This window comes from Acidiferrobacter sp. SPIII_3 (assembly GCF_003184265.1).
Classification (GTDB): domain Bacteria; phylum Pseudomonadota; class Gammaproteobacteria; order Acidiferrobacterales; family Acidiferrobacteraceae; genus Acidiferrobacter.
Genome location: NZ_CP027663.1, coordinates 514744 through 537631, shown reverse-complemented (window position 1 = coordinate 537631; position 22888 = coordinate 514744). Strand labels below are relative to the sequence as shown.

Here is a 22888-nt window from a genome sequence, read left to right as displayed (position 1 = left end):
TTTCTGATGAAGATAGCGACCTATGCACTGCACACCGCTCTTGCCCTGGCGGCCACCGTGGCCCTTACGACGGCCCAGGCGAGCATGAAGAATGCCTGCGGTTCCCAAGGACACACGATGATGATGAAGAAATCCGGCTGCGGCTTCAACGGCAGTGCCGTGAAGAGCTCCTATAGCTCGAAGAAAGGCAAGATGAAGAACGCCTGCGGCTCCTAAAACCGTAAAATGGCACGCGTGGTCACACGGGCCCAGGGATAGCGCTCTGGCGCTCGCCTAGGCCGAGGTGGCCCGTCTTCAAGCCCTGACGACCGAACGTGTCGCGGTCCTTTCGCAAGCTCTCACTGCCTGGAAGCTTCTGCGCGCCGACGCGCCGCGACGCTTTACCTTGAGGCTTTTTCGGGTCGCGCAGGGGCCGACCCATGGGCCGCGGCCCTGACGGGGGCATTTACGACGAGGCGTCGGAATCCGAAGACCGTAGCAGCGCCACCCACTCGTTCGGGTCCGTGGACCGCTGCCCGGCTCGCAGAGCAGCGATGCGCGTCAGCGCCTCCTGTGCCTGAGCCGAGAGCGTGAAATCCGGGCCCGCGAGAATCCGGTCCAGGAGCGCCAGATTGATGGTGTGGTCGGCGAACATATACAAGGTGACGTCGGCATCAACCGAGCCACCGCTGTAACGACGAACCGTTCCGCCCAAATCAAGGGTCCAGCGCGTCGCATGGCCAGTTGCCTTGACTAACGGGCCCAGGAGACGCTGTACGGTTTTGGTGCCGGGGAGGAGGGTGTATTCGCCTTTATACTCGAATCCACCCACGATTTCCGAAAACCCCTCTTTGTAAGTGGGCTCCTTGGAAATCTTGCCGATCGTGCAGAAACCCCCTTCTGGCATGGTCAGCTTGGCGCCCTCGAAGACCACGGATTCGATAGTACGCGCCAAAGACTCCAGAGTAGCGCGAAACGTCGTTGTTCCGTCAGTATCGGGGCTCGCTGTGATCGTAAAGCTGTCGAACACCTCGTTTTGGCCTTCACGCTTAAACCTATAGTTGATGCGCTGCAAAATATGCACAGCATATCCTCCGAATTGGGCATCCTGATAGACTATCAGCGTGTGTCCAAAAAAGTGCTGAACGCGCTGCGCTGATCAGGTGCTGGCGCGCTGAGAGCAGGGTGCCATCGCGCAACTCCTCACATTACCCGCCCCCCCCGCTGTCAGACTACCTGTCGCCTCTTGTATGAAACCCTTGGGGGCAGAAAGAGAGTCGACAACCATGATGCGCTACGCCAAAGAACGGAAGGAGTCGGTGATCCGCAAGATGCTGGCCACCCCTGACCTGTCCATCCCAGAGCTCGCCCGGGAGACGGGCATCTCTTGCTGGACGCTGTATGATTGGCGCAAGACAATACGCCCAAAGGAGGCAGCGGATATGCCGGGAGGAAGGCCGCCCGTGAAACGCCAGGCCGCGCAGAAGCTTACCGTGGTGGTGGAGACCGCGGGCTTGAATGAAGCCGAGCTCGGCGAATATTGCCGCCGACACGGCCTCTACCCCGAGGAGGTCAAGGCATGGCGCACGGACGCCTGTCAGGCCCTGGAGGGTGGGTCCATATCCACCAAGGCGCACCGGGAAGCGCTTATGGCCGAGCAGAGGCAGCGCAAGGTCCTAGAGCGTGAGCTCGCCCGCAAGGACAAGGCGCTGGCGGAGACCGCCGCGCTGCTTGCCTTACGAAAAAAAGCCGCGGCGATCTGGGGGGACGAGGAGGACGCATGATCAGCACCCCAGATCGCCAAGCCGCCGTTATGCTGATTCACGAGGCCGTAGCCGCCGGGGCCCGCAAGCGGGTTGCCTGCAGAGAGCTTGGTATTACACTTCGGACCTTGGAGCGCTGGACGCAGACGGGGGTCGTGGGCTCCGACCGGCGGCCGCAGGCGCATCGGCCCGTACCCCCCAATCGCCTCTCGGAGGCCGAGCGGGCCGAAGCCCTGCGTGTGGTCAACGAACCGCGCTTTGCAAGCCTGCCGCCTACCCAGATCGTGCCACGGCTGGCCGACGAGGGGCGCTATATCGCCTCCGAATCCACGCTCTATCGCCTGCTGCGCGCCGCCAACCAGCTGGCGCACAGGGGCCGCGCGAAGACGCCCGATACCCGTCCCATCCCACGTCACCGCGCGCGGGGCGCCAATACGCTGTGGTGCTGGGACATCTCATACCTGCCCGGCCCCGTAAGCGGCCAATTCTTCTTTCTGTATCTCGTGCTCGACATCTACTCGCGCAAGATCGTCGCCCACGAGGTCCATGAGGAGGAGTCCGGGGATCACGCCGCCGCCCTGATCCGTCAGGCACTCGTGCGCGAGGGCGTGACGGACAGGCGGCCGCTCGTACTCCATCAGGATAACGGCAGTCCCATGAAGGCCTCCACCTTCGTCGCGACCCTCGATGCGCTCGGCGTGCGTCGTTCGTACAGCCGTCCGGGTGTGTCCGACGACAACGCCTATGCCGAAAGCCTGTTCCGCACCTGCAAATACCGCCCCGGCTATCCGGGCGCCTTCGGAAGCCTCGCAAAGGCGCGAGCCTGGATGCTCGCCTTCGTGCGTTGGTATAACCACCACCACAAGCATCGCAACCTGAAATTTGTGAGTCCCGCGGAGCGTCATACGGGCGCCGACCACGCCATCTTCGCCCATCGCACCCGGATCTACGAGGCCGCCCGCGCGCAACATCCCGAACGCTGGAGCCGTAGCATCCGGAACTGGTCCTTGCCTGCCGAAGTATGGCTCAATCGCCCGACCGAGGAGTGCCAAGACACCTCACAATGCGACGCGGCCTAAATGATCAGGCGACAGGTACCTTGACAGCCGCCGGCCCTCCACCTGTCGAATTGCGGAAGCAGTGGAGTCATAACCCCCAAGCATGTCCAGCCCCGCGATGCGCCAAAAGACTTTGCTTGAGACACGTAGTGAAGCCCCAATCCTTTTGTGCGGTGCTCGGGGCGAACGTAAAGCTCGGGGATGGTACCGAATGCACCCTCTGCGTATAGGGCATAGCTTTCATATAGCGCGATAAACCCTCTGGGCTTCCGCGGGTGAGATGTAAGGCGCCATGAAGACGGGGTGGCATGCGGGGCCTTCTGTAACACGTAGTCCCGCAATTCCAGCAGCGCGGAACGGGCGTATCGTGGTTGGCCATTCGGCTTGTACTCGCAGATGAGCGCGTGCTGCCGCTCATCTGCGAGTAGCCGGGCGATCAAACCCGGCCCCCAGCCACTGGACACGACGTCGACCTCGATACCTTCGTATGTCAACAACTCCGCCCTAATGGGCCATGCGGCCCACAATGAGGACGGAGCTTGCATCCAGGCTCCACCGCAACTCCGCGTATCTCGAAAGACGCGCGGCTTTGGCTTCATCGCCTGATGCTTCAGGGACGGCTGACAATCGCCCCGTCCTCACCCAGTCTTGCCGGATGAGGAGCGTTCGCATACTGATGTTTCTTGCCGCCACTAAATCGGCATGGAGTGTATGACCACAATGAGCACAAACAAACAGCAGGCCGTTATTGGGTCGATTCTCCTTTCCGGTGTGCCCGCAAATAGAGCACCCCTGACTGGTGTAATCCGCGTCCACCCAAATCGGCACACCACCCGACAGCCGGGTTTTGTACGCGGTTTTGGCCTGCACATCCGCAAAACTCCAACTGCTGACCTTGCGGTTGGCGCGGCGCCGTTTCACCGAAGCGTTCTTCGAGCGGCGACGCTCGGTACGATTGCGGATATCCTTCAGCCACTCCAAACCCACCATCGCGTGTGGCTCCGCAATGGCCTTACTCACACAGTGCGCCGTATCCGCGTTCAGCCGTCTTTCTCGCAGCGCCAGTTTCCTCAAAACCGCTTTGGCCCCACGAGTGCCCTTCGCTTGCAGCGCACTCCGTGTACTGGCGGCATGTTCGGCCAAATGCCTCTGGTGCCCGCCGTGATAAAAACGACATTTGCCGCGTGTATTAGATTCCACCGCAATGTTGCGACGGTTCAGATCCACGCCTTTGACGGTGGTGATGCGGTCCATCGGCTTTTCGACCAGTGCCTTGTCGACGGAAACCAGCAGATACCACGCTTTGGAGACCGGGTCCTGCCAGAGCTTGGCGGCACCCAGGGTGATTCCCCGATCCGCCGTGTGCTCCAGCCAGTCCAGATGCCGGTTCCAGCCTTCGTAACGGCACCGAATTCTGCCGTTCAGAGTGCTGATGCTGACCGTCTGGTTTTTGCCCAGAGACCAGTCACGTTTGTGGTTCAGATTCACGGTCAGCGCGGTGAATTTTGGCGCTTTGTCCAGTCCCTTGTAGCGGCGCTTGGTCCAGCCCTTCGCTTTATGGGCAGCGTTGGATTTGGCGCGTTCCCACAACGTCTTGTAGGCCGCCGCCACTTGTCGCGGAGCATTGCAAGCCATTTGGGAGAGCAATCCGTACCGCTCCCGCAAATCCTGGTACACCAGCGTTTGCAGCTTCATGCCCTGCGACATCTTGCCATTGGCGAAAGCCACGGCGGATGCGTGATTCAGGGCATTACGGTACGCCAATGCCGTGCGCCGGACCGCGACGACCTGCTCCTTGTCCAGCAGCAATTTCAGTTTGCAGGTCAACGCCTGGCTGGTTGGCAATTCTTCGTCCATGTTCACAACGATACATGGTGGTTATTCAGTTGTGAAGCATCGCCGCTACGCGGCGGTGCTACGACCGAAGGAAGTCCCTGTGGGATCCCTCCCCGCCCTGAATGGCGGGGATTCCCGCGCAAACTGGTTGAAGGACCGGGATCTTCTCGAGCAACTGTCGCAACGCCTCGCCAGCGCGCTACTTCCTCTTTCATTGGGATTGCGTGTTTCAGCATTTACTGAAGATACTGTGTTTAGTGATAAACGGCCAGATTCCACGCTTCGCCCAGATTTCAACAATCTCCCCGGCACCAAGGAGCACTGAAACGGCCCGCCGGGGCCGTGGGCTCCCTGATTGACGGGCGGAGCACATCAGGAGCGCCATGCCCGCCGGCCGTCAAGAGGTGCCGCCTTGCGACTCACGGTCCCGTCAAAGTCACGCGCTCACGCAGCGCCTCGATCACTGAACGCCTGAGGCGAGCGCAGTCGATGGGGTGGGTGGCCAGAAATGGCGGGGAGACCGCTTTTTTGGGAGAGTTTCTCCCAAAAAGGCGAGAGCGAGGCGAACGCCTGCGGCGGGGGGACCCCGCGCGGGCCTTGTCTTCTGGTTTTAGGGGCTTTACAGACGCAGCATCGCCAAGACCTGATCGGCCTGGGCCGCCAAGCCCCGGAGCGCCGCTTTGATGTTCGCGACGTGGAACAGGCGCAGGAGGCTGATAGTGAAGTTCCGCAGGCAGGCGAGGGTCCGGGGCGTGTGCCCCTTGCGGGCCCGGCAACGATCCTCGTCATAGGCGCTTTGATGTTCGCGACGTGGAACAGGCGCAGGAGGCTGATAGTGAAGTTCCGCAGGCAGGCGAGGGTCCGGGGCGTGTGCCCCTTGCGGGCCCGGCAACGATCCTCGTCATAGGCCCTGTCGCGTACGTGGTGCAGACGGTTCTCGATGCCCCAATGGCCCCGGTTCTGGGCCAGCAGTTGTGCGGGGCTCGCTTCAGTGCGGCTTTGGCTGCCAATCAGATAGACCCGCTCGAGGGTCGTCTTGTAATGGGATGGTCGCCCCCTCCCTAAACGGCATCAGACGTGCCAAAGTGAGTGGTGCGATAGACCACGCAAATAGAGAGGAGACGACGATGAAGATTACAACGATCGGAGTGGATCTGGCAAAGACGGTTTTCGCGATCCATGGGGTGGATGCCCGCGGCAAGGCCGTTCTGAGGAAATCCCTAAAGCGCCATCAGGTGCTCGCATTCTTTGGCAATCTTCCGCCGTGCCTCGTCGGCATGGAGGCCTGTGGCAGCGCCCATCATTGGGCCCGGCAACTGACGGCCCTCGGACACACGGTGAAGTTGATGGCTCCGCAATTCGTGAAGCCTTACGTGAAGACCAACAAAAATGATTCCGCCGACGCCGAGGCGATCTGTGAGGCGGTGGCGCGTCCCACTATGCGTTTCGTGCCTGGAAAGACGGCCGAGAGCCAGGCCATCCTCGCTGTCCACCGCGCCCGCCAGGCGTTCGTGAAGGCCCGCACCGCGCAGGCCAATCAGATTCGCGGACTGCTCTCGGAGTTCGGGCTTGTGATCCCGCAAGGCCTCGGTCGTATCGCCCCACAGATTCCGAGGATACTGGAGGACGCCGACAACGGCCTGCCCGACACCATGCGCCCGTTGATCGCGCGGCTGGCCGCCCATCTGAAGGAGCTGGACCGCCAGGTAGACGAGCTCGAAGCCGAAATCCAGGCGTGGCACCGCCAGAGCGATGCCAGCCGGCGGCTCCAGAAAGTCCCCGGCATCGGACCGCTCACGGCCAGCGCGCTCGTGGCCTCGATCGGAGACGCAACGGCCTTTGTCAACGGCCGCCAGTTCGCCGCCTTTCTCGGGCTTGTGCCCCGGCAACACTCCAGTGGCGGCAAGCCCACGCTGCTTGGCATCAGTAAACGCGGGGACGTGTATCTGCGCACCCTTCTGATCCACGGGGCGCGCGCCGTGATCCGCGCCTCGGAGCGCAAGACGGATACGGATAGCTGGCTCAAGCGGCTCATGGGCCGGCGCAACAAGAACGTCGCGGCCGTCGCGCTCGCGAACAAGAACGCCCGTATCGTGTGGGCGCTGCTCGCCCATGGGCGAGACTACCAGGAAGGCTTCACACCGGTGTCCGTGGCCGCGTGAGGAGCCGACTGCCAGAAAGAGAGGTTTTGATAGAAAGAGGCTCACCACCGATTGCACAGGCAATCACGACGTGATGGCAATAAGGTCAGACCGTGATCGAGGAAACCTGCCTTAAACACCGTGCCTTCAGCACGCTCTTGTGATCAGGCCTCGATCAGCGGATTCCATCAGGGACAGAGGGGTATCCCTCATACAAAGTCCGGATGTATGACAGCAATCTTTACCTTACTGACCGTCATAACGTGAAGGCTTGGCAAATAGGGGGCGACCATGTATGTTTTCTGACGTGGAAGATCTCGCGCTCCACGCAGGCCACCTGGGCCGCATAGGGAAACGTCACATACCCATTGAGCTTATCGCTCACCCAGATACGTCGGGTCTCCACGCGCCCATGGGCCTTATCCGTCGTCACGTGCTGAGGGGGGAAAGGCCTCCCGATGGAGGCCTTCGATGTCGGCTTTGAGCGTAGGCTGATTGTCTTTAACAGTGAAGAGGTAGTGCGCCTGCTTGTCCTCGACCACATAACGGGCGGTCTCTGTTTGGGTATGCAGGGCGTCCGCGGTCACCACCCGACCCGCCAAGGTCAAGGGGTCGAGCAAGGGCTTGGTAGTGCGCCTGCTTGTCCTCGACCACATAACGGGCGGTCTCTGTTTGGGTATGCAGGGCGTCCGCGGTCACCACCCGACCCGCCAAGGTCAAGGGGTCGAGCAAGGGCTTTACCGCTCTCTGCTCACTCGCCTTGTCGGCCACCTCCACTTGGTTCAAGACCACATGGCTCGTGTGCCCGAACGCAGCGACCAGTTGCCGCGCATGACCCCCATCCTGCGATCCCCGTAAGGTTTTGCCATCGAGTGCGACCGGTTCATCGGCTACGCCCTGCGTGTGCAGCCAATCCCCGAGCTTCTCCTCCAGGGCCGCGATATCGACTGTCTGCAACAGGCGGCGAATGGTGGGCTCGGACGGGGGTTCATAGCGGCCATCGGCGGTCCTACGGCACCGCAACCGACGCAGCATCGTAGGCGGGAGGCGTTTGACCCATTCGCCGATGGCGGTCGGCCCCTGCGCCCCACTGATCACGGCACAGAGGATGATGGCGATGAGCGAGCGCTGGCTGTGGCGCAGCCCGCGCCTCGCACGGGGGTCTTCCAAGGACCCCAGACGCGCAAAGAGTGCGGCTGCGTCCACGTCGGTCAGGGTCATGGTCTTCATCTCCTGGCGGGGTAGGTCTGGGTGCGGGCGTGGCGATGAGAGGATCAGCCGGGCCTTTTTATGGAGGGGGTACACCCAGATCCGCTTAGGGGCCCCATGGGCGACATAGGTATCGTTGGATTTGGCAAAGCCGCGCGTGGGCCCAAGTTCGATCCAGTTGGCCGCCCGGTAGCAGGTGCCGGCAAAGCGCGCCGGATCGATGAAGGTCTCGGCGAGCAGAAGGCCGTGGCCGTGGACCGCCTGCCAGTCGCTAGACAGACGTCGGAGGTTCGCCCCCAACACCTGCGAGGCGAGGTTCCGCACCTGTACGCCCGGCAGGATCAGGAAGCGGGCATTGTTGGCGATGAGCCCAATACGTTGCCACTGCAAGGCCTTCGCCCAGCCGATCCAGGCATCCCGCGGGGCGCACTTCAAGGCCGCCGACGCCCAGCCTACGAGCGCCAGCCACTGGCCATCCGCCTCCGCCCCCACACGGAGGGGGTTGTCCACCCCCACACGGAGGGGGTTGTCCACCCCCACACGGAGGGGGTTGTCCACCCCCACACGGAGGGGGTTGTCCACCCCCACACGGAGGGGTTGTCCACCCCCACACGGAGGGGGTTGTCCACCCCCACACGGAGGGGGTTGTCCACCACATAGCGCAGACTGCGCCCCACGAGCGCGGTGAGCCCCAGGTAATGGTGGGCGCGCATCAAGCGGTCCCACTCGGCGCGTTCGCCCGGACGGATCAGGCGCACGCGCACGTGCGACACATCCACCCCCCCATCTTGGCCCGGATCGTTCACCATCTTGGCCCGGATCGTTCATGCCCTCCGTTATAGCAGAGGCGAGCCCCAAAAGCCAGCGGATTCGGATGCCCTTCGCCTCATCAAGAACTTGGGGAGGTGAATGACGGGGCCCTGCCTTGCGACTGTCCCAAGACCTCTTTTGGTGTCGCCATAACGGCATCTCGGCAACACGTCACGCTGACGTGTTGCCGCTCGCGACATACCCAAAGAACGTGTCGCAAAAAAGATGTTCAACAACATGACAATCGCCTCGGGCTGGACCCGGAATCCAGCCTCAGCGCACGGACGCAGGCTTCATGCGGCGTCGCCGCCACCCGGCCACGGCCACGATGAGCGCGAGCACCGCCAGGACGCCGGTGTTGCCGAAACGATCGTAGGGCGTGAGCCCCGTATAGGGCTGGGCGACCACCGTCAGCACGCCCTCGCGGAAGGGGGCGAGCCGGGCCCGGATCCGCCCGGTGTGGCCAACGAGCGCGGTGATACCATCATTGGTCGCGATCACCATGTCGCGGCCGGCCTCGGCGGCGCGCATCTGCGCGATCTGGAACTGCTGGGCGGCCTCGTTTGAATGCCCATACCACGAGTCGTCGCTGGCGTTGACCAGCAGGGTCGCGCCCGGCAGGCCCTGGGTGACCAGGGGGCCATAGGCGACCTCGTAGCAGATCGTCACACCGACGCGCGCGTGCGCGATGGGCAAGGGGGCCTCCGCGCCGTGCCAGGGGGTAAAGCTCGCCATCGGGATGTGCAGGACGTCCAGGACCGGATTCAAGAGCGCCGGCCACGGCAGATACTCGCCGAACGGTACCAGGTGACGCTTGCGGTAGAAACCGTCATGGCGCCCGATACTCATGACCGCGTTATAGACAGGTCCGTTGGGATCGTTGGCATTGCCCTCGATGAGACCGAACAGGAAGTGGCGTCCCCCCGCGCGCGCCAGGTGTTGCATATAGGGTATGAATCGCCGCCGCAGCTGATGCGAATAGGTCGGGATCGCGGTCTCGGGCCAGACCACCAGCCGGCCGTCACTCTTCGCGGTCAAGCGCAGATAGCGCCGGATGATCATGCGCAACGTGCCTGGATGCCATTTGACGGTGGGCAAGACATCGCCCTGCACCAGCGAGGCGGTAATCGGCGCGCCGGTGCGGTGCACGAAGGAAAGTCCCGCAAGCGCCGGCGTCACGCCCAGCATGAGCAGCACCGGCAGGAGGCCGCGCCGCCGCCCACGCAGGGCGTCCACGGCCAGCGCGCCGGCTACGGTCAGAAGGAATGACAGGCCGAGGACGCCCACGAGCGGCGCCCAGGCCATGAGCGGCGGCAGGCTCGCGGCATAACCGACATCGAGCCACGGAAATCCGGTGAGAAACACCCCGCGCACCCATTCGCCGAGCACCCAGGCCGCGGCAAAGAGCCAGGGGTCGAGGCCATCACGCCCTTGCAGACGGGCAAAGGCCATACACGCGAGTCCGGCATACGACGCGAGGATGGCGATGAACAGGGCGCAGGCGAGCGCCGCCAGGGAGGCCGGCATGCCACCGAAACGCGAAAGCGTCAGATAGACCCACGGCACGCCGAAGGCAAACAACCCTGCGCCGAAGGCGAAACCACGACCGAAAGCGGCACGCACCGGCGCGGCGGTGAGGAGCGCATAGAGGACCCCCAGGGCGAGCGGTGCAACCCACGGCTGACGGTAGGGGGCAAAGGCCAGATTCAAGGCCGCGCCCGCCAGGAACGCGGCCAGCCATCGCGGAAATCCGCTAACCAGCCACTTCGCTTTCTTCGGCAATCGGAACGACTTTCAGGAGATGGACGCGGCGTGAGTCGGCACGCAGTACCTCGAGTCGCAGCCCGCCGATCTCGAGGCGCTCGCCGCGCTTGGGCACGCGACCGAGCGCGGTCATGACGAGGCCGCCGATGGTATCCACCTCCTCGTCATCGTAATGGGTGCCGAAGTATTCGTTGAACTCCTTGATGGGCGTGAGCGCCTTGGCCACGAACTCGTGTTCGGCGCGCTGCATGATCATGACGTCATCGGCGTCGAGGTCGTGCTCATCCTCGATGTCGCCCACGATCTGCTCCAGGACATCCTCGATCGTGACAAGGCCCGCCACGCCGCCGTATTCGTCGACCACAATGGCCATATGATTGCGGCTGGATCGAAAGTCGCGCAGCAGGACGTCGAGACGCTTGCTCTCCGGCACGAATACCGCCGGCCGTAACAGGTCGTAGACGTTGAACGACGCGCGCTGCTCGCCATGAAAATAACGCAACAGGTCCTTCGCCAAAAGGATCCCCACCACCTTGTCCTTGTCCCCATCGATGACCGGGAAGCGCGAATGGCCGGTCTCGATCACCCGCGGCAGGTAGCCCTCGGGCGGGTCCTCGCGATCGATCACATCCATCTGCGCGCGCGGGACCATGATGTCGCGGACCCGCATTTCGGCGACCTGAAATACCCCCTCGATCATGTCGAGGGCGTCGCTTCCAATGAGACCGCGTTCGTGCGCCTCGCGCAACGTCTCGCGCAGCGCGTCACGGTCCTCCGGCGCCCCCCACAAGACGTGCCCCAAACGGTCGAGAAACGACCGCCCGGGTCCGTGGCCATTATCGTCCTGACCCATGGCTCAACGATAAGGGTCCGTAAACCCCAAACCCGTCAATATGCGTGTTTCCCGCGCTTCCATTACCCGTGCGTCCTGGTCTGTCTCGTGGTCGAACCCTTGAAGATGCAGTATACCGTGAATGACGAGATGCGCCCAATGGGCGTTTTCCGGGCACCCGGCGCGCGCTGCCTCGGCCTTCACGAGCGGGGCGCAAATGACGATGTCGCCGAGAAAGCGGGTCTTGCCAAGCGACACGTCATCGTACGGGAACGACAGCACGTTGGTCGGTCCGGGCCGCCCGCGAAAGCGCCCGTTCAGCTCCGCCGCCTCCGGCTCGGCGACCACCCGCAGCCCCACGCGCACGCTGCCCTCGGCCTCGGTGAGCGCCGCCTTGCACCAGCGGACCAGTGCCGGACGGGACGGAACGGCGCAGTCATCGCAGGCCACGGCCAGATCGATATGCACACGGCGCACGCCTAGGGCATGCCCTGTACGCCCTGCTCGCGCGCCTCATAGGCCTCGACGATGCGCTGGACCAACGGGTGGCGCACGACATCGGCGCTGGCAAAATGCGTGAACGCTATGCCCTCCACATCCTTCAGGACATGCAAGGCCTGGCGCAAACCCGACAGCTCGGGACGCGGAAGATCGATCTGTGTGACATCGCCTGTAACCACCGCACTGGCCCCGAAACCCAGGCGTGTCAGGAACATCTTCATCTGCTCGGCAGTAGTGTTTTGCGCCTCGTCCAGGATGATGAACGATTCGTTCAATGTCCGTCCCCGCATGAACGCAAGCGGCGCGATCTCGATCACGCCCTTTTCAACCAGCTTGGCGACGCGCTCGGGGCCAAGCATGTCGTGCAGCGCATCATAGAGTGGCCGCAGATACGGGTCCACCTTCTGTTCGAGATCGCCTGGCAGGAAGCCCAGGCGCTCGCCGGCCTCCACCGCCGGACGGACCAGGACCACGCGCTGCGCCCGCCCTGTTTCCAGGGCATCCACGGCGCAGGCCACCGCCAGGAAGGTCTTGCCGGTACCGGCGGGCCCCACCCCAAAGGTCACGTCGTGGGTCAGGATCTTGCGAATGTAATCGCGCTGTGCGTCGGTGCGCCCGTAGACGCGCTGCTTGGGCATGCGCAACTCCGTGGGCGGATCGCGATCGTCGCGCGTCCTCGATACCTCTTTCAACGCCATATTGACCCCCGAAGGTGTGATGGCCTGGGTTTGACCCGTGACCGCATAGAGGGCGGTGATCAGGCGTTGGGCGTGGCGGGCTTGATCATGATGGCCGGTTATGCGGAATTGATTGCCGCGGTTGGCGATCTCCACCCCGAGACTGCCCTCGATCTGGCGGAGATGCTCATCGAGTTGACCACAAAGACGCGACAGCCGTTCGCTGTCGGGAGGTTGGACGGAAAACTGTATCGCCTGGGGCTTGGTGCTCAAGGAATAGCGGCCTCCCTTTGCTTCGGTATCATCGATGGAGCATCGGTTTCAACCCCCACGAGGCGGCCGCGCAAGGAGTTGGGTCGGGCCTCCAGGATTTCAACCGTGGCGAAACGACCGATCAGGTCCTGGCCACCTCCTGGAAAATTCACGACGCGATTGTTCGCGGTCCGTCCCGAGAGATCGCCGCGTCCGCGCGGGGCGCGCCGGTCAATCAGCACCGATTCGATGCGCCCGATCATGCCACGACTGATGTCGGCGGCGTGCTCGAGATTGAGCGACTGGACGCGCGCCAGACGCTCGGCCTTCACCGGCGCAGATACGTCGTCTGCAAGCGACGCAGCCGGCGTGCCCGGCCGCGGGCTGTAGGCAAAACTGTAGGACAAATCGAACCTCATCTCCTCGATCAGCGCCATGGTTGCCGCGAAATCCTCGTCAGTCTCCCCCGGGAAACCCACGATAATATCGGTCGAGAGACTGATGTCGGGCCGCACGCACCGTAGCCTTTCGATCTTGTCGCGATATTCGGCCACGGTATATCCGCGCTTCATGCGGGCAAGAATCCTGTCCGACCCGCTTTGCACCGGCAGGTGGAGATGGCTTACGAGCTTATCCTCGGCGGCAAAGGCATCGAGCAAGGTGTCCCCGAACTCCAGCGGATGGGAGGTCGTAAAGCGAACACGCCCGACCTCCTCGATCTGCGCGACATAGCTTATGAGGGTCGCGAGATCGGCCACACGCCCGTCGCGGCGGCGGCCCTGGTAGGCATTCACGTTCTGGCCAAGCAGCGTGACCTCGCGCACGCCTTGCAGGGCGAGCGCGGCAATCTCCGCCAGGACATCGTCGAACGGGCGGCTGAACTCCTGGCCGCGGGTGTAGGGCACCACGCAAAAGCTGCAGTACTTGCTGCACCCCTCCATGATCGACACGAACGCCCGCGGCCCGTCGGCACGCGGCTCCGGGAGGTTGTCGAACTTCTCCATCTCCACGAACGCAATGTCGACACGCGGTTTCCTGGCGCGCGCGTCGGCGAGCAGCGCTGGCACACGATGGAGTGTCTGGGGGCCGAATACGAGGTCGACATAGGGCGCGCGCCGGCGGATCTCCTCGCCCTCTTGGCTCGCCACGCACCCCCCGACGCCGATCACGACCCCGGGACGCATCGCCTTCCATTCGTTCAGGCGGCCAAGGTCGGAGAACAGCTTTTCCTGGGCCTTCTCACGCACCGAGCAGCTGTTCACGAGCAGGACATCGGCGCGCGCCGGGTCGTCCACACGCTCAAGCCCATGGGTCTCCCGCAAAAGATCCGCAAGCCGGGCCGAGTCGTACTCGTTCATCTGACAACCGTAGGTCTTGATATAGACAGCGCCCGCCATTCCCGCTCCTTGAAGTGGGATTTACAATACCGACCTTCCGAGGGAATTACCACCCACGAAGACGGTGGGCGGAAAAGGCGGGCGCGGCCGCCGTCCGTCCGTGGCCCGGCACCGTCGGCAAAAGGCCGGCCGAGGCCCTAGATCAGCGTATAGGTCCCGTGGATCTCGGGGCGCAGCACGTGGCGACTGCCGGCGTATTCACAGAGCACATCGCCGGCCCCAAGACCCAGGGCATGGCGGTTCTCCCCGACCCCCGCGGGCACCGCCTGCTCGGTCAGAAAGCAGGCCTCGTAGCGGGCCTCGTCGCGCACCGGCTCATCGCCCACAAACAATGCCGCAAGCCGCGACCCGGGCGGATTCTCGAGCTTGACATAGGCGCGCAGCCCCAGGGCGCGCTTCACGTAGCCGCCCATCTGCGCAAAGGGATCGGCGGCAAAGGTGCGCTCCAGGTTTTGCTCCAGGAGCGCGCGCAATTCGGCGCCGGTCAGGGTGACCGCCGAGACCGGCGGGTTCATGGGCACCCAGTCCCGCAAGGCCCCGCGCGTGACCGGGCCGGCGGGGATCGGTGCGCCGTAACGCCAGGCGTTGGTGAATGCAAGCGGGATGCCGGTCTTGGCGCGAATCGCCGCCAAGAGGAGGTTGTCGGCGGTCGACTCCCACATGGCAAAACGATCGAAGCCGCCCTCGGCCTCGGCCTGCACCGCATCGCGCTCCTCCCGGTAGGGACGCAAGGCCTCGCTCACGGCATCGTCCATGGCCGCGTCCGGGGCGATCCCGGCCGCCACCTCGACGAGTTCGTGGCGATAGGCCCTGATCCTTCCGCCCTCCACGCTCAGGTCCAGGCGCCCGAGAAACGAGCCCTGCGCGCCCGACTGGATGACCAGTGCACCACCGGCGCGCATGGGCGCAAACAACCGGTTATGGGTGTGCCCGCTCAGGCACACATCGATACCTGGGGTCATGCCCAAAAGCTTAAGATCCTGCGGCAGGCCTAAGTGCGACAACAACACCACGAGGTCGACCTTGTCATCGCGTCTCAACCGCGCGGCAAGCGGTCCTATGACCTCCAGACCCAAAGTAAAGAACGCACCCTCGCTAAACGGCGCCGGCATGGTCTTGTCGACGATATTACAGGCCACACCGATGACGCCCACGCGGCAGTCGCCGACCTCGAAGACCTCGCAGGGGGAAAACAAAGACGCCCCGGAGCGTTCGTCATAGACGTTGCAGGCCAGCACCGGATAATCGAGGGCGCGCGCCCGGTCCTGAAAACCCTTGGGGCCATAAGCAAACTCCCAGTGGCCGGTCATGGCAGCGATCCCGAGCCGGTTCAAGAGCGGGGGCAAAAACGCACCGTGGGTCGCCACCGCCGGCCAGGTGCCGTGCAGGGTGTCGCCACAATCGAGAAACAAGACCGGCGCCGTTCGCCGCCACTGGGCCAGCAGGGTGGCTATGCGCGCATAGCCACCCGCGTTCCGGTACACCGTGCCGCCGGCGCTGGCAAACGCCTCGGGATGCTCATACAGATAGGCGTGGCTGTCGTTGAGCTGTACCAGGGTAATCTCGGCCATCGGCCCATGCTGCCCCAAACCGACACCCGCGTCATCGGCCTTTACGCCGAGCCACGGGATCAGGAGGCGCCGGCGTCCTTCAAGGTGACGCGCCGCACCTCGACCGGTGTCCCGCTGCCGGTGTCGAAGGTCACGGCGGCCTCGAGGCCGGCACGCGCGATGCGCTCCGGGTCCGTCTCGCGATCGTAGACCGCATGCATGGCCCCAAGCGCGTACTGTTCGCCGGAGCCGAAGGCATAGAACTTGGTGTATTCGAGGACCGTCCGCTTGGAGCAGACCCCGAAAATCCCGTGGGCGTTGGCGATCAGGAGACTCACCTGCATGGATTCAAAGGCCTCGTCGCCATTGTCCCCGTCGAGCCTCAAGAAATAATGGTCCTTCAAGATGGCATGCAGCTGCAGGCTGGTCTTATAGATGTCATTCACGTCCTTGAATGAGCGCCGGCAGGAGGTCTCCTGGAAGATGTTGCGTAGCGCCATGTCCATGGCCGCGTGCCCGGTCACGGCAAGCCAGCTATGGTCGACCCGTATGAGCTTGCTCGCGTTCTTGATGAAGTCCGCGGATTCGCGCTGATCCCCGTACGTGCCCAGGGTATCGGCGCCGATCACCGCCGTATCGCCCTTACGCACCACCACTATCGTCGTCATAGCCCGTCCCGCGAAACCGATCGGCGCGATCATTGAGCGCGCCCGCACGCGCCGCGGGCCACTTTGACCCGGGGCCGGCCCCCCTTTACTATGGACGCAGTATACGGTCGCCTTCAGCCCATGAGCAATCCATCAGACCAACCGATCATCCCGCCGCCCGAGGACCGCGCCCGCCGCGCGCAGGAACTGTTGCGTGCGTGCGTGCACTGCGGTTTTTGCAACGCCACATGCCCCACTTACACCCTGACCGGCGATGAGCGCGAAGGTCCGCGCGGCCGCCTCTACCTTATGAAAGACCTGCTTTCGGGCCATGCCGGTGGCGCCGATCTCGGACCGCTCAGCCATTGCCTCAGCTGCCGGTCCTGCGAGACCACCTGTCCGGCGGGGGTCCATTACAGCGAGATCCTGGACACGGTGCGCGAGCGCACCCAGGAGCAGCGGCCGAAGGGACAACGCATCCTGGACCAGCTCTCGGTGGTGGCGCTGTCCGCGCGCCGGCCACTTTCGGCGATCATGGGCGGCGCGCGGCGCCTGCGGCCATTCGCCCCCAAGGCCTTCAGGCAGCGCGTGTTGCCGAGCACCCATGGGCTCGAGTGGCCGGCGACGCGCCACGCCCGCCGCGTCGGACTGCTCATCGGCTGTGTTCAACCGGCGCTGCGTCCGGACCTCGACACCAAGGCGGCGCTCGTTCTCGATCACCTCGGCATCAGCGCGCAGCAGGTAGGACCGGGCTGCTGCGGCGCGCTCCCCTACCACCTTCATGCCCATGACGAGGGCCGATCGACGGCACGGGCGACACTGATCCTGGCCGAGGCCGGCGAGTGGGAGGGCCTGACCAGCACCGCCAGCGGATGCACGGCGTTTCTGAAAGACTACCCACGGCTCTTTCAGGACACGGAGGCCGCAAGACGCGCCCAGGCGTTCGCCGCCACCGTGACCGATATCGCCGCGTGGATCGATCCCGCGCGTCTGCCCCGCGTGCCGGAACAACAGCGACGGCGCATCGCTTGGCATGCCCCGTGCAGCCTGCAGCATGCCCTGAAGGAGGCCGGACGCGTGGAGGCCATCCTGCAGGCATTGGGCCACGCGCTCGTCCCGGTCGCCGATGGCGCCCTGTGCTGCGGTTCAGCGGGACCCTACTCCGTGCGTCATCCGCGTCTGGCCACGGCCCTTGGCCGGCGCAAATGGCAAACCTTGACGGGCGCCGACCCGGAGATGGTGGTGACCGCCAACATCGGCTGCCAGCAGCATCTGGCGCGCCACGGCGATCGCCCCGTCCACCATTGGCTGGACCTCGTCTACGAGGCGCTCACCAATCAGGATAGAGCCGGCCGCGATTGAGGATGGTGCGCGGGTCCATGGCCGCCTTGATGCGCCCCATGAGCGCCATGGTCGCGGGGGCGACCGGCGCCCACGGACCCTGACTGCGATCGCTCCCCATAAGGCGCATGGCCTGTCCACGCCAGCGCGTGGCATACTGGAAGACCGGCCCGGGATCTCCCGAAAGCCGCCAGAAGCGCTGTGTGCCCGCCCAATCGATCAAGGTCTCCGGCTCCCAGGGGGCGTCCGACGGGACAAGCAGGCGCCACAGATCGCCCGGTGGCGCGAAAAACGGCCCGCGCAGATCGCGCATATCAGGAAAAAACGCGGGATCTCCCGCCTCCCCGCCGACGATCCGACGCGCCGCCGCCACCCGCTCCTCACGGCCCGCCAGACGCACATGCAAGGTCCCGCCGGCATAACAGGCGCCGGTCATCGCTAGGGCGCCCTCCCAGCGCCTCAAGGCGGCGTGCGCCGCGCGCCAGTCGAGGGCAAGCGCACGCACCTCCTCGATCTCCGCGCGCCGGGCCAGGCGCAGACTGACATCCAGCAAAAGCCCAAGCGTACCGTAGGCCCCGACCATGAGCCGCGCGACATCGAAGCCGGCGACGTTCTTCAGGACCTGTCCACCGAAACGCAGGATCTCGCCGGTTCCCGACACGATGCGCACGCCGAGGACCGCATCGCGCAACGCCCCGCTATAGGGGCGTGAAGGGCCGGTGAGCCCGATGGCAAGCGCCCCGCCGATGGTGGAGGTCGCGTCAACGCGTGGGACATCGACCGCCAGGGCCTGCCGCTCCCGGCCCAGAACCTCCTCGAGGGCGGCGATGGGCGTGCCGGCGCGAACCGTCACCACGAACTCGGCCGGGTCGTACTCCACGATGCCGACGTGCCCCGCCACCGAAAGCGGCGTCCCGCTCGGTTGCCGTCCCAGCGCCCGGCGCGTCCCACCGCCGACGACCTCGATGGGGGTACCGGCGTCGTAGGCGGCACGCACCGCCGCGGCCAGCGCCTGCGCGCCGTCATTGTCCCTCATGGGCCCCCCGCGCGCCGGACGGCGCTCACGATGGCTGCGGGCCTCATCCTAAAACCGCTCGAGGCGCGAGAATGGCAGGCGCCCCCCATGGACATGCATGCCCCCGGGCTCCACGCATCGCGCCGGCGTGGGCACGGCCTTGCCCGGATTCAGCAAATGATGCGGGTCGAACGCGGACTTCAAGGCATGAAAGACCGCGAGTTCGGCCGCCGAGAACTGCGCGCACATGCCGTCGAGCTTTTCGACACCGACCCCGTGTTCGCCGCTGATCGTGCCCCCGTGCCGCAGGCACAGTCGCAAGATCTCGGCGCCCAGGGCCTCGACTTGCTCGAGCTGTCCCGGGATTGCGGCATCGTACAGGATCAACGGATGGAGGTTCCCGTCGCCCGCATGAAAGACGTTCGCGACCGGCCGTCCGTAGCGGTGCGAGAGCGCCGCGATCTCGGCCAATACCGGTACCAGGGACCGGCGCGGGATCGTGCCATCCATGCAGTAGTAATCGGGCGCCAGCCGCCCCACCGCGGGGAATGCCGATTTACGCCCCAGCCACAGCCGGCGCCGGTCCTCGTCATGCGACGCCTGCTTTAGGGCGAACGCCCCGTGGGCGGCGAAGATCGCGCGCAACCGCTCCCCGTCCAGGGCCACTGCCAGATCGTCACCATCGACCTCCGCCAGGACCACCGCCGCCGACCCCTCGGGATAACGAATGCCGGTATAGTCCTGAGCGGCCGACAGCGCCAGACCGTCCATGAGCTCAAGTCCCGCCGGGACGATCCCCTCCGAGACCACCTGGCTCACGCTCGCCGCGGCCTCCTCGAGTGACCGGAAGGCGGCGAGCCACGTCACGGTTGTCGGCGGCCGGCGCCACAGCCGCACCGTGATCTCGACCACCACCCCCAGCAAGCCCTCGGAGCCCGTCAACAGGGCGCAAAGATCCAGGGGGGCCTCGGCGGTCGGGCCGCCGATCTCGTGAAGGGTGCCGTCTGCGGTAAAAAACTTGAGGGCGAGAATATTATGCGTGGTGAGGCCATATTTGAGGCAGTGCACGCCGCCGGCGTTCTCGGCGACATTGCCGCCGATCGTGCAGGCGATCTGCGAGGATGGGTCCGGGGCATAAAAAAGGCCGAAGGACCGCGCGGCCTCGGAGATCGCCAGATTGCGGACCCCGGGCTCCACCCGCGCCATGCGGTTGTCCGGGTCTATCGCCACGATGCGATCGAGGCGCGCAAGCCCGAGCACGATCCCCTCCGGGTGCGGAAGGGCGCCCCCGGACAGGCCGGTACCGGCGCCGCGCGCCACCACCGGGACATCGTACTCCATGCACAAGGCCAATACCTGCCCGACCTCGGTCGCGCTCCGCGGCAGGGCCACCGCCAACGGCCGCGCCCGGTAGACCGGCAGGCCGTCGCACTCGTATACCGTCACATCCGAGGTTTTTTGGAGAAGACCGTCGGCTGGCAAGATACGCTTCAGGCGTCGCATGAAGGCCGCGGGCCACGGACGCCGGTTGGATTCTGCGATTTCGTTCATGCAATCTATACTGCCGAGCAAAGCCTCGACGGGCAAGCCCAGGGGGGGTCATGTCATGGCACAGGACGGATTCGTTGTGGAAATCGCGCAGGCCGAGGATTTCCGATTTACGGTGCACTTCACGCAGGGCGACCTGATGACCGACGAGCCGCCGCCCACGGGCACCGGCAGCGGGCCCCAGCCGGCCGAACTTCTGGCCGCCGCGGTCGCCAATTGCTTGACGGCAAGCCTGCTCTTTTGCCTGAATAAATCCCACACGGCAACCGGGCCTCTCAGGGCCCGTGCACGGGGGCGCACCGGGCGCGATGCCTCCGGCCGATTGCGGATCACCGGCATCGATGTGACGCTGATCGCCCCGGACGCGACACCAAGATGCCTCGGCCTCTTTGAAAACTACTGCACAGTCACCCAAAGCGTCAGGGCCGGCATTCCGATCAACGTGGCGGTCACCGACGAGCAGGGTCGGGTGCTTCACGAAGACCGCCCGCCCTCGCCGAGTCCTTCCTAATATTCCAAGGCTCTCGGACTTTTGCTGGTACCGGAGGCTTCGGGTCGCGGGATAGAGTATTACGGTCCAGGCGGCCCGCCCGTCATGGACACTTCAATTCTCACGAAAAGAGGCAGACGCAGATGCGAATGGGAACAGTGAAGTGGTTCAACGAGGCCAAGGGCTTCGGTTTCATAGCACCCCAGGACGGCAGTCCGGATGTGTTCGTGCATTATTCCGCCATCCAGGGCGACGGGTTTCGGAACCTGTCCGAAGGCCAGGCAGTCGAGTTCGAGAGCACTCGGAGCCAGAAGGGGATGCAGGCGACTCATGTACGGCCGATGCGCTAGATCGCGGCCCGGACCACCGCTGCCCGATAGGGCAAAATAGGGGCCCTGGGGCCCCTATTTCACGGTTGCAGGAACACTTATCCCGACTACTTCGCAATACCCAGGAGGTGCATGGTGAACACCAAAGTGGTATTGGGCGGGATGGCCGGACGTCCTTGCGGTCCGTAGGCCAGATGGCCCGGAACCACGATCTGCCAGGTGGACCCAGCGGGCATCAGCACCAAGGCCTCCTTCAGACCGGCGATAAGACCGTTCAACGGAAACACCGCCGGCTTGCCGGTCTTCTGATTCGTCGCAAACAGCCGGCCATTGATGAAGCGCCCCCAATAGTCGGCCTTGATCGTATCCTGCAAGGTCGGCCGCGGCCCATGCCCCTCGGTCAGGACCTTATACTCGACGCCGCCCGGCAGGATTTTCACGCCTGGCTTTTTCGCATACTTGGCACGGAACGCCCGGCCCGCGGCCTGCTCGCGCGCGCCCAGGGCCTTCAACATCGCGATGTTGTGGGCCTGCATCTGTTTTTGAAACTTGGCCACCACCGACGCCATCTGCGCCGGCGGCAAAAGCGGCTTCGCGCCCTTCAGGGCATCGCTGATGGCGCGCGTGAAGATATCGGGCTCGACGGGGATGCCGTTATTGCGCAGGTTCTCGCCGAACTGATAGCCGAGGCTGTAACTCAACTGCGCCTTGGGCGAGAGACCCTTGGCCATGACGGGGGCCGCCAACAGGCAGCCTATAGCCGCCAACGCGGCGTACCTCTTATGCATGTAAGCTCCTAGTCGTAAGTGGGTAAACGACGGGGCGCCCGGTCCGGACGTGCGGCAAGGGAAGCGGGCCCCGGTTGCGACTTTAAGTCTACCGGGGCCCGCCGTAAAACGATAGGGCCAACCCCTCTGCCGGCCCCAGGCGGGCGGCCTGATTAGCGGGTGGCGCCCTTCTTGGAAGTAGCGGCGGAGGCAATGCCGACCTCCGCGGCCTTCGCCTTGTTGTAGCGTTCGCCGATATCCTTCCAGTTCCAGACGTTCCATACCGCCTCGAAGAACTTGGCCTTATCGTTTTGATATTGCAGATAATAGGCATGTTCCCAGGCATCTAGGACCATGAGCGGCACCGCGCCTGGCGTCATTTCGGACTGGTGATCGTGGATCTCGGTGGTGATGAGACGCTGCCCGGCCGGGTCCCACGCGAGCGCCGCCCAGCCCGATCCCATGGTAGTCATGGCGGCGTTCACAAACTGACCCTTCAGGCCCTCGAAGGACCCGAAGTCGCGATCGATGGCGCGCGCCAACTCCCCTTCGGGCTTGCCGCCGCCATTGGGCGAGAGGTTCTTCCAGAAAAGCGAGTGCAGGATGTGCCCCGAAAGATTAAAGGCCAGGGCATGTTCCAGGGCCGCCACGCGCGCGAAATTCTTGGTTTCCTGCGCCTCCTTCAGGCCCTCGAGCGCCTGATTGGCGCCGTTTACATAGGCGAGGTGGTGCTTGCTGTGATGCAACTCCATGATTTTCGCGGAGATGTGCGGCTCCAAGGCATTGTAATCGTAATCAAGGTCGGGCAATACGTATTTTTCCAAGGTCTTTCTCCTAGTCGTCGACGGTAGACAATTGACCGGACAGATGCGGGATGCGCGCCCGAGCCCGGGTAGGGCCGGTCCGGGGCCACGGCGCCCGCACGGTCCGCGATCGGCACAGGCCGCGATCGCACAAGGCCGGTCGGCCGCCCCTTCCTGTC

General features: G+C 64.4%; 21 protein-coding genes. 6 read left to right on the top strand and 15 right to left on the bottom strand.

The window, feature by feature from the left end; translation table 11 throughout:
* The first annotated feature begins 6 nt into the window (after positions 1-6).
* Entirely contained in the window at positions 7-216 is a 210-nt protein-coding gene (locus C4901_RS02790) for a hypothetical protein (RefSeq protein WP_110136037.1), read from the top strand.
* A gap of 229 nt (positions 217-445) precedes the next feature.
* On the opposite strand, the gene C4901_RS02785 is transcribed toward C4901_RS02790, so the two are convergent.
* Positions 446-1063: a hypothetical protein gene (locus tag C4901_RS02785; protein WP_110136036.1), complete on the bottom strand. Its 618-nt coding sequence runs from the start codon at positions 1061-1063 to the stop codon at positions 446-448.
* Positions 1064-1265: 202 nt separating this feature from the next.
* Here C4901_RS02785 and C4901_RS02780 point away from each other — a divergent pair.
* A protein-coding gene (locus tag C4901_RS02780) for an IS3 family transposase (RefSeq protein ID WP_240611762.1) occupies positions 1266-2821 on the top strand; the annotation gives its coding sequence in 2 pieces (ribosomal slippage) (positions 1266-1728 and positions 1728-2821; 1557 coding nt in all).
* A gap of 483 nt (positions 2822-3304) precedes the next feature.
* On the opposite strand, the gene C4901_RS02765 is transcribed toward C4901_RS02780, so the two are convergent.
* Positions 3305-4657: an RNA-guided endonuclease TnpB family protein gene (locus tag C4901_RS02765; protein ID WP_110136035.1), complete on the bottom strand. Its 1353-nt coding sequence runs from the start codon at positions 4655-4657 to the stop codon at positions 3305-3307.
* Positions 4658-5255: 598 nt separating this feature from the next.
* Entirely contained in the window at positions 5256-5528 is a 273-nt protein-coding gene (locus C4901_RS17210) for a hypothetical protein (RefSeq protein ID WP_145960601.1), read from the bottom strand.
* A 235-nt stretch (positions 5529-5763) separates the two neighbouring features.
* On the opposite strand from C4901_RS17210, the gene C4901_RS02755 reads away from it, so the two are divergent.
* Entirely contained in the window at positions 5764-6798 is a 1035-nt protein-coding gene (locus C4901_RS02755) for an IS110 family transposase (RefSeq protein WP_110136033.1), read from the top strand.
* A gap of 480 nt (positions 6799-7278) precedes the next feature.
* Here C4901_RS02755 and C4901_RS02745 read toward each other — a convergent pair whose 3' ends face one another.
* The 8 genes from C4901_RS02745 to C4901_RS02710 form a co-directional block, all read right to left on the bottom strand.
* Entirely contained in the window at positions 7279-8496 is a 1218-nt protein-coding gene (locus C4901_RS02745; RefSeq protein WP_168185510.1) for an ISAs1 family transposase, read from the bottom strand.
* Between the two features lie 573 nt (positions 8497-9069).
* Positions 9070-10578 carry an apolipoprotein N-acyltransferase gene (gene lnt, locus C4901_RS02740; RefSeq protein WP_110136031.1) on the bottom strand — a complete coding sequence of 503 codons (1509 nt, stop codon included), beginning with the start codon at positions 10576-10578 and terminating at the stop codon, positions 9070-9072.
* Positions 10550-11413 carry an HlyC/CorC family transporter gene (locus tag C4901_RS02735; RefSeq protein ID WP_110136030.1) on the bottom strand — a complete coding sequence of 288 codons (864 nt, stop codon included), beginning with the start codon at positions 11411-11413 and terminating at the stop codon, positions 10550-10552. Before C4901_RS02735 ends, lnt begins: the two co-directional genes overlap by 29 nt.
* Before the next feature lie 3 nt (positions 11414-11416).
* On the bottom strand, positions 11417-11860 hold the full coding sequence (gene ybeY / locus C4901_RS02730) for an rRNA maturation RNase YbeY (protein ID WP_110138490.1): 444 nt from the start codon (positions 11858-11860) through the stop codon (positions 11417-11419).
* A gap of 11 nt (positions 11861-11871) precedes the next feature.
* Positions 11872-12843 (bottom strand): PhoH family protein, encoded by a 972-nt coding sequence (locus C4901_RS02725; protein ID WP_110136029.1) that lies wholly within the window; start codon positions 12841-12843, stop codon positions 11872-11874.
* Positions 12840-14219 carry a tRNA (N6-isopentenyl adenosine(37)-C2)-methylthiotransferase MiaB gene (gene miaB / locus C4901_RS02720; protein WP_110136028.1) on the bottom strand — a complete coding sequence of 460 codons (1380 nt, stop codon included), beginning with the start codon at positions 14217-14219 and terminating at the stop codon, positions 12840-12842. The genes C4901_RS02725 and miaB overlap by 4 nt, the downstream gene beginning before the upstream one ends.
* A 137-nt stretch (positions 14220-14356) precedes the next feature.
* Positions 14357-15790, bottom strand: a complete 1434-nt coding sequence (locus C4901_RS02715) for a bifunctional UDP-sugar hydrolase/5'-nucleotidase (protein WP_110136027.1) — start codon at positions 15788-15790, stop codon at positions 14357-14359.
* Positions 15791-15849: 59 nt separating this feature from the next.
* Positions 15850-16437 carry an ATP-dependent protease subunit HslV gene (locus tag C4901_RS02710; protein WP_168185509.1) on the bottom strand — a complete coding sequence of 196 codons (588 nt, stop codon included), beginning with the start codon at positions 16435-16437 and terminating at the stop codon, positions 15850-15852.
* Between the two features lie 120 nt (positions 16438-16557).
* Here C4901_RS02710 and glcF point away from each other — a divergent pair, with 120 nt between their 5' ends.
* The gene (gene glcF, locus C4901_RS02705) at positions 16558-17778 is read left to right on the top strand and encodes a glycolate oxidase subunit GlcF (protein ID WP_168185508.1); all 1221 of its coding nucleotides are present in this window, start codon (positions 16558-16560) and stop codon (positions 17776-17778) included.
* On the opposite strand, the gene glcE is transcribed toward glcF, so the two are convergent.
* Positions 17747-18793: a glycolate oxidase subunit GlcE gene (gene glcE / locus C4901_RS02700; protein ID WP_110136024.1), complete on the bottom strand. Its 1047-nt coding sequence runs from the start codon at positions 18791-18793 to the stop codon at positions 17747-17749. The genes glcF and glcE overlap by 32 nt on opposite strands.
* 48 nt (positions 18794-18841) lie before the next feature.
* Positions 18842-20323, bottom strand: coding sequence for an FAD-linked oxidase C-terminal domain-containing protein (locus tag C4901_RS02695; RefSeq protein ID WP_110138489.1), 1482 nt, complete (start codon positions 20321-20323; stop codon positions 18842-18844).
* Between the two features lie 55 nt (positions 20324-20378).
* Here C4901_RS02695 and C4901_RS02690 point away from each other — a divergent pair, with 55 nt between their 5' ends.
* Together C4901_RS02690 and C4901_RS02685 are read left to right on the top strand one after the other, a co-directional pair.
* Positions 20379-20831 carry an OsmC family protein gene (locus C4901_RS02690; RefSeq protein WP_110136023.1) on the top strand — a complete coding sequence of 151 codons (453 nt, stop codon included), beginning with the start codon at positions 20379-20381 and terminating at the stop codon, positions 20829-20831.
* A 122-nt stretch (positions 20832-20953) separates the two neighbouring features.
* Positions 20954-21160: a cold-shock protein gene (locus C4901_RS02685; RefSeq protein WP_110136022.1), complete on the top strand. Its 207-nt coding sequence runs from the start codon at positions 20954-20956 to the stop codon at positions 21158-21160.
* Positions 21161-21246: 86 nt separating this feature from the next.
* On the opposite strand, the gene C4901_RS02680 is transcribed toward C4901_RS02685, so the two are convergent.
* Positions 21247-21927 (bottom strand): FKBP-type peptidyl-prolyl cis-trans isomerase, encoded by a 681-nt coding sequence (locus C4901_RS02680; protein ID WP_168185507.1) that lies wholly within the window; start codon positions 21925-21927, stop codon positions 21247-21249.
* Between the two features lie 152 nt (positions 21928-22079).
* The gene (locus C4901_RS02675) at positions 22080-22730 is read right to left on the bottom strand and encodes a superoxide dismutase (RefSeq protein ID WP_110136020.1); all 651 of its coding nucleotides are present in this window, start codon (positions 22728-22730) and stop codon (positions 22080-22082) included.
* Positions 22731-22888 lie beyond the last annotated feature (158 nt).

Excerpts from the sequence above, each read along its gene's own strand:
- miaB (WP_110136028.1), bottom strand. The coding sequence starts at position 14,219 with ATGGCGGGCGCTGTCTATATCAAGACCTACGGTTGTCAGATGAACGAG.
- C4901_RS02735 (WP_110136030.1), bottom strand. The coding sequence starts at position 11,413 with ATGGGTCAGGACGATAATGGCCACGGACCCGGGCGGTCGTTTCTCGAC.
- C4901_RS02690 (WP_110136023.1), top strand. The coding sequence starts at position 20,379 with ATGGCACAGGACGGATTCGTTGTGGAAATCGCGCAGGCCGAGGATTTC.
- C4901_RS02695 (WP_110138489.1), bottom strand. The coding sequence starts at position 20,323 with ATGAACGAAATCGCAGAATCCAACCGGCGTCCGTGGCCCGCGGCCTTC.
- C4901_RS02765 (WP_110136035.1), bottom strand. The coding sequence starts at position 4,657 with ATGGACGAAGAATTGCCAACCAGCCAGGCGTTGACCTGCAAACTGAAA.
- C4901_RS02685 (WP_110136022.1), top strand. The coding sequence starts at position 20,954 with ATGCGAATGGGAACAGTGAAGTGGTTCAACGAGGCCAAGGGCTTCGGT.
- glcE (WP_110136024.1), bottom strand. The coding sequence starts at position 18,793 with ATGAGGGACAATGACGGCGCGCAGGCGCTGGCCGCGGCGGTGCGTGCC.
- C4901_RS02790 (WP_110136037.1), top strand. The coding sequence starts at position 7 with ATGAAGATAGCGACCTATGCACTGCACACCGCTCTTGCCCTGGCGGCC.
- C4901_RS02710 (WP_168185509.1), bottom strand. The coding sequence starts at position 16,437 with ATGACGACGATAGTGGTGGTGCGTAAGGGCGATACGGCGGTGATCGGC.
- glcF (WP_168185508.1), top strand. The coding sequence starts at position 16,558 with ATGAGCAATCCATCAGACCAACCGATCATCCCGCCGCCCGAGGACCGC.
- C4901_RS02715 (WP_110136027.1), bottom strand. The coding sequence starts at position 15,790 with ATGGCCGAGATTACCCTGGTACAGCTCAACGACAGCCACGCCTATCTG.
- C4901_RS02755 (WP_110136033.1), top strand. The coding sequence starts at position 5,764 with ATGAAGATTACAACGATCGGAGTGGATCTGGCAAAGACGGTTTTCGCG.
- C4901_RS02680 (WP_168185507.1), bottom strand. The coding sequence starts at position 21,927 with ATGCATAAGAGGTACGCCGCGTTGGCGGCTATAGGCTGCCTGTTGGCG.